We start from the raw sequence: 12,488 nt of genomic DNA, 5'->3' as shown, positions 1-12,488 counted from the left end.
CCTGTTAATGTGCGCCGCGCCCGAGCAGCACGGCGGGAATGGTCTTCATCAAGATTTTGAAATCCAGCCACAAGGTCCAGTTGTCAATGTAGGCCAAATCGAGCTTCACCCACTCGTCAAAATCGGTAATATTGCTGCGGCCTGAGATCTGCCACAGACACGTGAGGCCTGGCTTCACCGACAGTTTGCGACGATGCCAACTGTCAAAACGCGGCAACTCCGTTTCGAGCGGCGGACGCGGACCGACGATGGACATATCGCCCTTGAGCACGCTCCATAGTTGCGGCAACTCATCCAAACTGAATTTGCGCAGCAGGCGGCCAATCGGTGTGATGCGCGGATCGTTACGAATCTTGAAGACGGCGCCCTTCATCTCATTTTGCGCTTCAAGCTGCGCTTTCAAGCGGTCCGCATCAACAACCATCGTCCGGAATTTGTAGCCTGTAAACTTCTCTTTGTTGAAGCCCACAACCTTCCAGCGGTAAAAAATCGGTCCGCGATCGTGAATCTTGATCAGAAAGGCGATCAGAAGAAGCATGGGCCCGAGCACCAGCAGCAGTCCCGCGGAGAAGCCGATATCGAACAGCCGCTTGACAAGAATCTGCCACTCCTTGTGCCGCAGCGACGTGTAGATCAGAACTGGCTGATCGTACTGGATGTCTGTGGACACATGGGCCACGAGACTTGAAAACCAGTTCGACAGGATCACGGCCCGCACGCCCTCCTGCTCGCATAAGGCCAGCATGTCCGTGCAGTCGGCGATTTGCCGCGTCGGGACTGCGAACACAACTTCGTCAATCGTGTGCGTATGCAGAATGCTCGCGAGGTCATCGGGTGTTCCAAGATATTGCAGTTCAGCGGGCATCGCCGCCGCTTCCTTGCGATCCGTGTCCACAAACCCGACAAGCGACAAAGCCCACAACGGATGTTCGCCGATAGTCGTCAGGAAACGCTGCGCTTTTTCCGTCGTGCCGATCACGAGAAACCGTTTACTCATTCCGCCGCCGCTGCGCATATGCTCACGCAGGCTGCGGAAAAAGACGCGATTGATCGTCAGGAGCGCGGCGTTGGTCACCGCGAACAACGTAATCGTTGAACGCGGCGGCAATTCAATACGCAGAACGTAGGCTGCGGCAAAGAGGCAGACCGTGCCGAAAATGGCCGTCCGTGCCGAGAGCTTGAAATCATGCCACACGCTGCTCGGCACCATATCGTGGTGAGCGCGCTGTAAATCCAGCAGCAGCCACCAGATGAGCACCACAAGGAAGCCGACCTCGTAGTAGCTGTGCACGGACTGCGCACTGCCGAAGAAATAAAATTTGCGGATCTCCGTACGCAACGCAAAAGCCACAACAAACGACGCGGCAGTCATGAGCAAATCCACCATCAGGTGGAAAATGCGCAGCCACAAATTTCGTTCGATACTCTTCGGCATACGGGTTCGCTAATTCAGTTCATCAAAAGACGGATCTATGCGCCGTAGAAACCGCGGATCGCATCACAGACTTCCGCCACTTCATCATTCGTCAATTCCGCGGACATCGGCAGTGCAACGGCCTCCTTGGCCAGCCGCTCGGCCACCGGGAAATCGCCTGCTTTATAGCCGAGGAAATCAAAACACTTCTGCAAATGCAGTGGCACAGGGTAGTAGATCATGCTGCCAATGCCCTTACTTTTCAGGTGCTCCATCAACTCGTCGCGGCGCGGCGCCCGCAGACAATACTGATGATAGGTGTGATACGCGCCCGGCACTTCGACCGGCGTGGTCACAGGCGTACCGGCCAACTGCTCATTATACTGCCGGGCCAAGTCGCGGCGCCGTTCATTCCACTCGTTGAGGTGCTTGAACTTGATCACCAGCACCGCCGCTTGCAATTCATCTAAGCGCCCGCAGATGCCGATTTGATCATGGAAATAACGATCCTTGCCGCCATGCACACGGTTAATGCGAACATCGTGCGCCAACGCATCATCGTTGGCCAGCACCATGCCTCCGTCTCCCGCACCGCCGAGGTTCTTGGTCGGATAAAACGAGAAGCAATTCAAATCACCGAATCCGCCGGAAACAACATCGTTGTAGCGCGCCCCAACGGCCTGTGCGGCATCCTCGATGATCAACAGGTTGTGTTTCTTCGCCACGGCCATCCAGGCCGCCGGGTTCACCATCTGACCAAACAGATGCACAGGCATTAGCGCTCTCGTCCGCGGCGTTATTGCGGCTTCAAGCAAATCAGCGCGGGCGTTAAACGTATTTTCATCAACGTCCACGAACACCGCCCGCGCGCCGCCGCGTACAATTGAACTTGCCGTCGCGAAGAACGTGTACGGCGTAGTAATGACTTCATCGCCGGGCTTGGGTTTCAACGCCATGACCGACAACAGCAACGCGTCCGTGCCGGACGATACGCCGATGCCGTGCTTCACACCGGACAACTTGGCCATCGCTTCTTCCAGCGCCTTGCCGCGGCTGCCCAAAATAAACGCCTGTGTTTCAAAAATATTCTGTATATCGGCCAGAACTTCCGAACCGATTTGTTTGAACTGCTTTTGCAGATTCAACATGCCGACACTCATGCGGCCACCCGTAAATAATATTCGACGGTGCGTCGTAAACCTTCTTCCATGGGGACAAGCACCTGATAGCCCATGGCGGATTGTATCTTGTTGATGTCGGCCAGAGAGTCGCGGACGTCTCCCGCCCGCGTCGGCTCATGCTGAAGCGCGATCTCTTTTCCCAGCGCCTTCCCGACGCCTTTCAATATATCGAGCAGCGAGTAGCGCGCACCGCAGGCGACGTTGAAGAACTCGCCGGCCACTTGCTCGGCGGGCGCTTCGCAAGCCAATAGATTTGCGCTGATGGCATTTTCCACGTATGTGAAATCGCGCGACTGCAAACCGTCACCGTGCACGATGGGCGGCACGCCCGCCATTGCGCGCGTAATGAACAGCGGAACGACGGCCGCGTACTGTGACTGCGGATCCTGCCGAGGCCCGAAGATATTGAAGTAGCGCAGTGCGACCGTTTCCAGCCCATACACCGCGTGAAACGCCTGACAGTATTTCTCCGTCGCCAACTTGCTTACGGCATACGGCGAACGCGGCAGCATCGTCATGCTTTCGACTTTCGGCAGCACAGGCGTGTTGCCGTAGACGGATGAACTCGACGCCGCGACGAATCGCCGCACGCCAGCGTCGCGCGCCGCCATCAGAGCATTTAATGTGCCGCGAATATTGACTTCATTCGTCGTGATTGGATCGTCAATTGAGCGCGGTACCGAGCCCAATGCGGCCTGATGGAGCACAAACTCACAGCCTTGCGTCGCGGCGCGGATCGCCGCCTCGTCGCGTAAATCGCCTTCAATGAACTCGATATCGTGTTCAAACTCTTTGAGATTCGAGCGCCTGCCAGTCGCGAGGTTATCAAACACACGCACGTTCTGACCGCGGCGCAGCAGTTCTTCAACGAGATTTGAACCGATAAATCCGGCGCCGCCGGTGATGAGATAGCGAGAACTCACGTTAGGCTTTCTTGTCCGGATCGGGCCGCACGAATGTATAACACGGGTTAATCATGCCGCGGATCGCGGCGAACATATATTCCAACTGGCCGTTCCCGAGTCGCGCGTGACATGGCAGGGCCAACAATGACGATGCTTCATCGCATTCCGTCGCGACGCCGAACGTCAGCAGGCGCTCATGAATCGCGCGCACGCCATACGGCTCGGCCGATCTGAACACATAGCACGCCGGTGCAATTTGCCCCGACTGCGCGGCATGCATACCTGTCAGACCGAACAGCCGCTTGAGTTCGTTCAAGTTGCCAGTGCGCCGTGAATGTTCATCGCCGCGCCTCCGCCAATGCACTTGCAGGCCTTCGCGCACGCGATTGCGTTTCGTTACGTCAAGGCAATGAAACTTATCCCACACTTGCTTGTCCGCGAAGTGCGCGCCGGCCAGCACCGCGCCGAACGGCAGCGGCAGCCATCGGGCGAAATCGAACACCGCGAACGCCCCAAAGGCGCCGCAGCGCGGCGAATGATCATTCGTGAGCATCACATCGCGGCAGTCTTCAATCAGCGGTTCAGGTCTTAGACTGAGCTCTTCGGCCTCGGGGCAATAGTAGCCCCACCGATGACAGGCGATCCGGGCCGCGCATGTCTCAGGACGCGCACTGAATTGCCACTGATCGCCGAATAGTTCGCGCAACTGCTCAATGTAGGACGCTTCACCAATCGCCGCCCAAACTCCCACGTGCGCGCCTTTTGCAACATCCGCCGCGCGCAACGCGGATTGCAGCGCAAAGGGCCACGACGGCATGTATGTGAACTCGGCTTCGAGAAACTCCGCGAGCTGGGTGTTAATCGCGATCACCTGCTCTTCGGGCGCATCGAAATCCTCACCGCCGAACGGCTCAATGCGAATCCGGGGCCGGGCTTCTTCAGGCGGGCTGCGAAACAGAATCGGGTAGGGCTGCGTGCAGTACTTCTGGAAGTAGTGCTGCAACTCGTTACGGAAACTGACGCCGACGTCCAGGTACTGAAACTCGCTGTTCTCAAACACACACACGACATGCCAGAACAAATAGGCGTTCGCTTCTATCTCGCGCCCTTTTTCATTTGTGCCGCCGTAGTGATAGAACAGTGTGTTCGGAGTGACCGGCGTGACGATAATCCCGCCCACCAATTCCTCGCCGACATAGGCAAGATAGAGATGCTGCTCCGCCTCAAGCGCGGGCGTGAGCGTTTCGGGATCATACCAAAGCTGCGCCATGAGCGACAGGTCGCGGCTCTCTTCAACGCGGATGCCCGCGTTCTGCGCTTTGCGGATACCCTGCTTAGCGCGCGAGCGCAACTCGCGCCACGCCACCTCGCGATTGAGGTGCAGCAGCGAGCCGCGCGTAACAATGTCTTTACCGACGTATTGCAAGGATTATGGGCAGATGCCGGCCGGTACGCCGGTTTCGGTCTGGATGGCTGAGCAGCTAGTCATGATCGGTGAGACGTTAACAGTCGGGCACGTGCCGTCGTCGTCGCGATCATGAACATATCTGTCATAGATTTCAAATAGACTGGATGTTCCCCAGGAATTGCGCGTGGCGTTCATGTCTTCGGTGTTGTGCTGATTGCAGTTAAAGAAGACCACGAAAAAGTCTACGCTGGAGAAACAGTTGTAAATTAGATTCGGAAACGACGGGCCACGTTCGTCTTCAGTGACGCCGATGTTCATCACCGAGTTCATGCGGGCGAAGTTGTTGTGATGAATTCGCGTCGTCGAGTCCACGAACGAGCCGATCTGAAAGGCGTACCACGAGGTCTCGAACACGTTATTGCGGAATTGCGACGTGTTGACGATGTCAAGCTTTATAACGCCGCGGTCTCCGCTGCCGCTGGTGTCCGTTCCGCCGCAGTCGCGAAACCAGTTGCAGTAGATGTCTACGTCCGTCATGCTTTTCAGCACGATCGCAAACGGGTCACATCCCTGGAATATCGAACGCTGCACCTCCAATCCCGTCGTGGACGAATTGAACACGCCCGTGCCGACGCCTTCAAACACACAATTCGTCACCGTCGGCGGTTGGAATCGCGCGTTGACGCCCTCCGCAGTAATGCCATTGAAGTAGCAATGGTCTACCGTGCCGCCGTTCGTTTCAAGGTCGAGTGCCGTCGAACCGTCGCGGAACGCGCAGTACTCGAGATCGGGCGGCGTTGCGCCATCGTTGAACTTCACGTATATCCAGCGATCCGCGCGGCGTCCGACATACTCATTGGCCATGAACCGTACGAAGTTGTCAGGCTCGCCGCGGGCGATTAACGTGCCGTCTACCTCAATTGATCCGGCGCCGACGATGCGTACAATTGCGCCCGGTTCGATCGTTAGCGTCACGCCATCGTCTACGACCAGAAAGTTATCTTTCACGACGTAATGTACGCCGGATTCCCACGTCGTGTTCTCAGTGATGACGAATTGCTCTTCGATCACGACTTCGAGCGGCAATCGTAACTCGCCGACATCCACGTCGCCGCCGGACGTAGAGAGTTTTTTCGGAACCGACCAGCCATGACCGGGTTTCTCGGCGATTATGACGTAGTCGCCGGCGACCACCTGTTCAAAGCGAAATTCACCGCTGCCGTTGGCCGTATCAACCTGTTCCGTGGTCAACGGGCGATGGTCAAATGTGAATTCGAGGGCATACGGAAAACCCAATTGCGGTTCGTCGTCGTTCACCGACCAGATGGACGAGTCGTCTTCCGGATTGGGTGCCTTGATCAGCTTTACGATCGCACCACCGCCGCCGCCTTCTGCTGCGGTCACACGGCCCACGATACCGCTCTGGCTGTCGTCCTCTCCTTTGCAGGAGATGAGCAGCAGAGCGTAAATCAAAATGCTCAGGAGTGCCGTCAGACGAAAATCGCTCTTCATTCTTGCTTTCAATTCCAATAGACGATCGCGGCCGTGGTCAACGCCCACATGGCCACATTCAGCAAGGTGGCGCGATCCCGCACGAGCAGCTTGGACGGATCGCCGCCTTCGCCGCGTGTGTAGATCAGGTAGAGGTAGCGAAAGATGCCATAGACGACGAACGGCAGCGTCCAAAACAGCGCGTGCGTGCCGTAGCGGCTCACCGTGTCGTCGGAAATCGTGTAGAGGCTGTAGGCCACCAGCGTCGCCGCGGACAGCGCGGCGATCATCTGGTCAATGAAGTGCAGGTTATAGGCCGCCAAACTCGGGCGATGCGACGCCGCAGCTTCGCCCAACAGCGCGATTTCATGCCGCCGTTTGGCCAACGCCAGAAACAGGGAGAGCAGGAACGCGCACAGAATCAGCCAGTAGGAAAGATACACTTCGGGCAATATCGCGCGAACAATCGCCACACCGCCAACTGCGCGCAGCACGAAGCCGAGTGACAAGATGAGCACGTCAAGAATCACGGCGCGCTTCAATCCCAGCGAGTATGCGAGATTCGCGGCCAGGTAGGCGATGCCGACCATGCCGAAGAACTTGTCAAGATAGAACGCCCACGCAACGGCGATCCCGCCTAACGCCACCGACAATGCTCCGGCCATCGCCGGCGACACGCGCCCGGAGGCGATCGGTCTGTTCTTTTTCTTGGGATGCTCGCGATCAGCCTGTAAGTCGAGCAGATCGTTCAGCGCATAGACCGCGCTCGAGAGCATGCAGAAGACCGCAAAGCCCTCCAGCGCCTGCAGGATCACTTCAGGATTACTGAGCACAACGCGCGCGGGCGAGAACAGCACCGCGGCGAAGAGAATCATGTTCTTCGACCACTGCGCCGGGCGCAGCAATTCGATAATGGCGGACAGGCGGTTCACGTACGCCCGCGTTTAGAGTTTGACCACGTTGTCACGGCGGCCCAATTTGGCCGTCGCGTTGCGCGCATCGAACACCAGCGGCACACTGTTCGTCAACATGTCGTAGTCAATAACGCGGTGATCCGTGCAGATCACGGCGGCGTCATACTTTTTGAGCTGTTCCGGTGTGAACGGCACCGACTTATGCTTGTGATTGGCCGTCTCTACCTCGGCGATGAACGGATCGTGATAATCCACGGTCGCGCCGCGTTTGATAAACAGTTCAATGATGTCGAGCGACGGCGATTCGCGTACGTCGTCAATGTCGCGCTTATAGGCCACGCCCATCACCAGGATTTTCGTGCCCTTGACCGACTTCCCGAGATCATTCAGCGCTTCGGCCACGCGTTCCGTGACGTAATCCGGCATCTTGGTGTTGATGTCGTCGGCTAATTCGATGAAACGCGCGCGGTATTTCAGCGTCTTGAGCTTCCACGAAAGGTAGATCGGATCAATCGGGATGCAGTGACCGCCGAGACCAGGTCCCGGATAGAACGGCATGAAGCCGAACGGCTTCGTGGAGGCTGCGCGAATCACTTCCCACACGTCCACGCCGAGAATCTTGCACATGATTGCGAGCTCGTTCACGAGTCCGATGTTAATCGAGCGGAACGTGTTTTCAAGCAGCTTGACCATTTCGGCGGCCTGTGTACTCGACACGGGCACGATCTGTTCGATGACCAGCCCGTAAATCGCTTCAGCCACTTCCATGCAGGCGGGTGTGGACCCGCCGATAACTTTCGGCGTATTGTGCGTGCCGTATTTCTCGTTGCCCGGATCAACGCGCTCGGGCGAGAACGCGATGAACACGTCCTGTCCGACCTTGAGGCCCATTTCCTCGAATGCGGGGACCATCAATTCGTCGGTGGTGCCGGGATAGGTCGTGCTCTCCAGCACGATCAAGAGACCGGGATGCGCGTACTTGAGAATCTCGTCGCGCGCGGCGAGAATGTACGAGATATCCGGATCGCCCGTTTTGCGCAGCGGCGTCGGCACGCAGATCGAAATAGCATCGAGCTCGCGGATAACGGCGTAATCGCTGGTGGCCTTGAGCGTGCCTTTTTTGACGCACTCGGCCAGCACCTTGCTATCCACGTCAAGGATGTAATTGTCGCCCGCATTGATCCGGTCAACCTTACCCTGGGTGATATCAATGCCGGTGACAGAAATGCCCTTGGCGGCGAACTGAACGGCGAGCGGTAGCCCGACGTAACCCAGTCCTACGACGCCGACTTTCAGCGTCCGGTCCTGGGCCTTCTTTTTTAACTCGTTCAGAATCATAAAGTTCTTGGTGTCCTTACCGAAAATCGGTGACTCTAAATATACAAAGAGGAGGGCAGAAAAGCAATGAAAAAGGGGCTGCCCGTTGCCCCCTGTAAGATGCTTTGCAATTGTTATACCTGTATTTGCGATATGACAAGTTATACGCACTTCAACATGTTCAACAGAAGAGACCCTCGGAAGTTTCTGAACAAGTGGCCATCGAAACGACGACGGGGTCGCGTTTCTGTGGCCGGTACCTCCTCGCTTTTCGCCGGAGCGCTCAGCTTGCTGGGGAGAATATGCGTCAAGTCCGGCCTGACAATCCGAATCGTCCCGTATTAATCACCTGTCATTTCAGCACGACTACCTTGACCGTTTGCACCCACTCCCCCGCCGCGACGGAGGCAAAGTAGATGCCCGAGGCCCAGCGCTCGGCGTTGACGGCACAACGGTGTTCGCCTGCGTTCATTCTTCCCATGCTCACGCTCTCAACCTCTTGCCCCAGCACATTGCGAATCGTCAGCGCCACCTCCGCGCTGCGCGGCAGCGTGAAGGAGAGGGTAGTTGTGGGGTTGAAGGGGTTGGGGTAGGCGGAGAGGGAGAATTTCTCAGGTACACTCGGATGATCTTCTTCTGCATCGAGCGGATTCCAGCGGAAGTAGCGCGATCCGCCTTGCAAGTGATCAACGTGAATCAACTGACCAAATTTGCAAGCTCGTGTCGCGCGCACTCTAATCGAACGAAGGGTAGCGACGGTTCGAGCTACGAGAACCGCCAGCCGTTCCCGCGTTCGTCATTCCCACCTTCCAGCCCAAAATTCTACAATAGAAAAGCGCGACCCCGAGGAGCCGCGCCAATATCCAAATTCTAAATTCGGACTTCGTATTCCAGCAGGCCGCCTACTGAACGCTAAGCAGATAAACACGCCCGACATTTTCCATGACATCCTGATCCCACCAGCGGCCCCCAACGCCCAGATCGGGCGCTCCATTGCCGTCTAAGTCGCCGAACGACGAGACGCTATTCCCGGCCGCATCAGCGATGTTCTCACCCGAGAACTGGTAGAAGTCCGTCTCCCAGCCACCATAGTAGAAATAGACCACGCCGCGTGCCTGATTAGCATTCGCCGCCTGCGCCGCCCAGTCACCCTTCCCGTCGCCGTTCAGGTCGCCCAGCGCAAACACGCGTTCGCCATAGCGCCCGGCTTCTACCCCACCTGTGAATGTCGCGTTGGCGTTGTCCGGCAGAGTCGCGCCACCGTGATACACGTAGACTTTTCCCAACTGCTTGCCACCGCTGGTGAACTGAGGCGCGCCCACGACCAATTCCGCCACGCCGTCACCGGTCTGATCCGCGACGATTGCCGTGGACCAACCATACTGGTCCTGGAAGCTGGTCAGTTCGCCCTTGTAGAGCCTTGTAGGCTTGGATACATCTATGCCCTTGCCGCCCTTGAAAACGTACACAGCGCCGTAATACGTCGCTTCCGTGCCGTAATGCGGAGCGCCAACAACGATATCAGCTTGGCCATCGCCGGTAATATCACCGCTTGAGACCGAGGTCCCATAAAGATCATTCAGCGTACCAAGCTTGCTTTCGAGATCGGGGCTCTTGGCCGTGCCGTTCGCATTGCCGAAATACACGTAGACCCGACCCGCAGTCGCACCGTTCTTGGCGGAGTGCGGAGCTCCCACGACGAGGTCGGCAAAGCTGTCGCCGTTCACGTCGCGCGTCATGTCAATCGAACGGCCGAACGAGTCTTTGCTCTCGCCGACGGTGATGACCGCGGCAGCCGATCCGAAGTTCGCGCCGCCAAGATAAAGATAGACTTTACCGGCCGGCTTGCTCCCGGTGCCCTGGCCACCCTCAGCGGCAATCGCCAAGTCGGGAGTACCGTCACCGTTGAAATCGCCGGTGGACATCGAAGAGCCGAACAGTTCGCCGTCTTCCTGTCCGCGGATGGTCAGCACGGGATCATTGGCCAGCAGACCGTCATAGAAATGCACGGCGCCGCGCGACACGGGTCCGGCGTTTTCGCCCGTGTACGACACAGCATACAGCTTGTTGCCGCCGGTCCAGGCATAGGCGCCTTCAACCGCGGAACCAAAGTAAGCCCGCGCATCAGGGCCGTCCATGACACGCAAGAGATACTTAGCCGAAGCATTGCGTGATTCCAACTGCGCAAGTGACAGTGCATAAACCGCCAGCACCGCGACAGCGGAGATTAACACATAACCGATTCTCTTCATGGCCTGCTCACAGGTTAAAACGAGAACTCATGGAGTGAGTCGAGGAGTGGCGGACGGTTTCCGCAACACTCCTCGACACAGTATCAAAGGTAGTAACGCTTACCGAATGCGCACGAGGTCAATACGGCGGTTCTGGTAACGGCCCTGCTCGTTGGCATTGCTGGCAACAGGCTTGGTCGAACCATATCCCTTGGCCACCAGTCGGCTGGGATCAACACCGCGCGAGATCAAGTAGTTGCGCACCGCATCGGCACGGGCCTGCGACAACGGATTGTTGATCGCATCCGAACCGGTGTTATCAGTGTGGCCTTGGACTTCGAGAAGCTGGATTTCAGGATGCTCGTTGATGAGCTTGGAAGCACCGTCGAGCACGCGTGCGAACTCGTCGGTGATTTCCGCGGAACCCGTGGCGAAATTGATACCCGGGAAGCTAACGACGCCGCCCGTTTCCATCCACACGGTTTCCATCGAATCCTTCTGTTCCGGACGCAGCAGCTCAAGCGAGAGCTTCAGCGACGGATTGCCTTCGAAGATGTAACGATGCACGAATTCCTTCGGGCCGTCGTTCTTGCACACCATAGCTTCTTCGCGGCGGGCGCGCTTCAGCGTACCCATCGCGCTCGTCAGCTCGTTGCACTCCTGGAAGAAGAAATTCAGCGAGATGCGGTGATTCTCATTCAAGAACGCCTGCGGCTCTTCCACGTAGGCATACTGAATGCCGAAGCTCTTGAATCCGAAACCGAAGCCGGCTGTGATACCGCTATTGGCCTGATCCGTCTCAACGATATCGTTGACACCGGCGGCCAGATAGAAGCTCACGTTGTCGCTGACTTCGAAATCGTACGCGCCTCCGAGGTCGAGCGAAGCGTCTTCGTCTTCGATCTTGTTGATGTCACTCGTCAGAGTCACACCCTTCCACGGGTTCACGCCGACACCGAAGCGGGCTTCATAAGGCACGTTGTCGTCGCCGTATTCACCGGCGGCGTCACGCATCATAAAACCGAACTGCAGTTCGTCGTACGCGCGGAACAGCAAGCCTGCATCGAGACCCCAGCCGTCGTTATCGGCAAGGTCTTCCTGCAAGTACTTCGCGCTCAAACCGAGCGAGAAGCCCTTGCCGAGGCCACGTGCGTAGCTCAACTGGAAGGCGTTTTCGCCCACGTCGAAGCTGCCGGTCTTGGCCCCGGTTTCGTCATACTGACCGATTCCGGTGATGCCTGCGTTGAGCCAAGAAAGGCCGAAGGTACCAATCTTCTCCGCGCACAGCGATGCACCGATGTAATTGTAGTTTCGATCGGCTTCCAGACCGCCAGTGTACATCAGCGCCACTTCAAATTTGTGGAGCCAATGTAGCGCCGCCGGGTTCCAGTAAGCCGCGGTCGCGTCCTTGGCAACGGCGGTTTGGGCGGTACCCATCGCCATCGCTCGCGCCCCGACGCCCATCCGCAGGAACGGTGCGGCGTAGTTTTGCGCGTTGGCGGCAGAGACACCGAACAGCATCAGCATGCACAGGCCCAGCGCCGTATTGCGAATTCGGGATGTCATATCCCTTCCTCCTGTCCTATCGGCTATTCTCAAGTATTTCATCTTCCGGAATTGGGAAAAC

Annotated in this window: 10 protein-coding genes; all 10 read right to left on the bottom strand. The window is 57.4% G+C overall.

Annotated features, from left to right (window positions below):
- Positions 1-4: 4 nt before the first annotated feature.
- Entirely contained in the window at positions 5-1,435 is a 1,431-nt protein-coding gene (locus IPH10_01730) for a sugar transferase (protein ID MBK6909648.1), read from the bottom strand.
- A gap of 35 nt (positions 1,436-1,470) precedes the next feature.
- On the bottom strand, positions 1,471-2,574 hold the full coding sequence (locus tag IPH10_01725) for a DegT/DnrJ/EryC1/StrS family aminotransferase (GenBank protein ID MBK6909647.1): 1,104 nt from the start codon (positions 2,572-2,574) through the stop codon (positions 1,471-1,473).
- Positions 2,571-3,518 carry an SDR family oxidoreductase gene (locus IPH10_01720; GenBank protein ID MBK6909646.1) on the bottom strand — a complete coding sequence of 316 codons (948 nt, stop codon included), beginning with the start codon at positions 3,516-3,518 and terminating at the stop codon, positions 2,571-2,573. The genes IPH10_01725 and IPH10_01720 overlap by 4 nt, the downstream gene beginning before the upstream one ends.
- 1 nt (position 3,519) lies before the next feature.
- Entirely contained in the window at positions 3,520-4,926 is a 1,407-nt protein-coding gene (locus IPH10_01715; protein MBK6909645.1) for a hypothetical protein, read from the bottom strand.
- A 3-nt stretch (positions 4,927-4,929) separates the two neighbouring features.
- Entirely contained in the window at positions 4,930-6,420 is a 1,491-nt protein-coding gene (locus IPH10_01710; protein MBK6909644.1) for a hypothetical protein, read from the bottom strand.
- Between the two features lie 8 nt (positions 6,421-6,428).
- On the bottom strand, positions 6,429-7,331 hold the full coding sequence (locus tag IPH10_01705) for a decaprenyl-phosphate phosphoribosyltransferase (protein ID MBK6909643.1): 903 nt from the start codon (positions 7,329-7,331) through the stop codon (positions 6,429-6,431).
- A 12-nt stretch (positions 7,332-7,343) separates the two neighbouring features.
- Positions 7,344-8,651, bottom strand: a complete 1,308-nt coding sequence (locus IPH10_01700) for a nucleotide sugar dehydrogenase (GenBank protein ID MBK6909642.1) — start codon at positions 8,649-8,651, stop codon at positions 7,344-7,346.
- Between the two features lie 331 nt (positions 8,652-8,982).
- Positions 8,983-9,363 carry a T9SS type A sorting domain-containing protein gene (locus IPH10_01695; GenBank protein ID MBK6909641.1) on the bottom strand — a complete coding sequence of 127 codons (381 nt, stop codon included), beginning with the start codon at positions 9,361-9,363 and terminating at the stop codon, positions 8,983-8,985.
- Between the two features lie 169 nt (positions 9,364-9,532).
- The gene (locus IPH10_01690) at positions 9,533-10,882 is read right to left on the bottom strand and encodes an FG-GAP repeat protein (protein MBK6909640.1); all 1,350 of its coding nucleotides are present in this window, start codon (positions 10,880-10,882) and stop codon (positions 9,533-9,535) included.
- A 99-nt stretch (positions 10,883-10,981) separates the two neighbouring features.
- Positions 10,982-12,427, bottom strand: a complete 1,446-nt coding sequence (locus IPH10_01685; GenBank protein MBK6909639.1) for an OmpA family protein — start codon at positions 12,425-12,427, stop codon at positions 10,982-10,984.
- Positions 12,428-12,488 lie beyond the last annotated feature (61 nt).

The sequence above is a fragment of the bacterium genome (genome assembly GCA_016702305.1).
GTDB lineage: Bacteria > Electryoneota > RPQS01 > RPQS01 > RPQS01 > JABWCQ01.
The sequence above is the reverse complement of the archived record's forward strand: the minus strand, read 5'-3'. Positions and strand labels throughout refer to the sequence as shown.

What these genes read in the sequence shown, in the direction of transcription:
- IPH10_01730 (MBK6909648.1), bottom strand. Translation starts at nt 1,435, where the DNA reads ATGCCGAAGAGTATCGAACGAAATTTGTGGCTGCGCATTTTCCACCTG.
- IPH10_01725 (MBK6909647.1), bottom strand. Translation starts at nt 2,574, where the DNA reads ATGAGTGTCGGCATGTTGAATCTGCAAAAGCAGTTCAAACAAATCGGT.
- IPH10_01710 (MBK6909644.1), bottom strand. Translation starts at nt 6,420, where the DNA reads ATGAAGAGCGATTTTCGTCTGACGGCACTCCTGAGCATTTTGATTTAC.
- IPH10_01690 (MBK6909640.1), bottom strand. Translation starts at nt 10,882, where the DNA reads ATGAAGAGAATCGGTTATGTGTTAATCTCCGCTGTCGCGGTGCTGGCG.
- IPH10_01685 (MBK6909639.1), bottom strand. Translation starts at nt 12,427, where the DNA reads ATGACATCCCGAATTCGCAATACGGCGCTGGGCCTGTGCATGCTGATG.
- IPH10_01700 (MBK6909642.1), bottom strand. Translation starts at nt 8,651, where the DNA reads ATGATTCTGAACGAGTTAAAAAAGAAGGCCCAGGACCGGACGCTGAAA.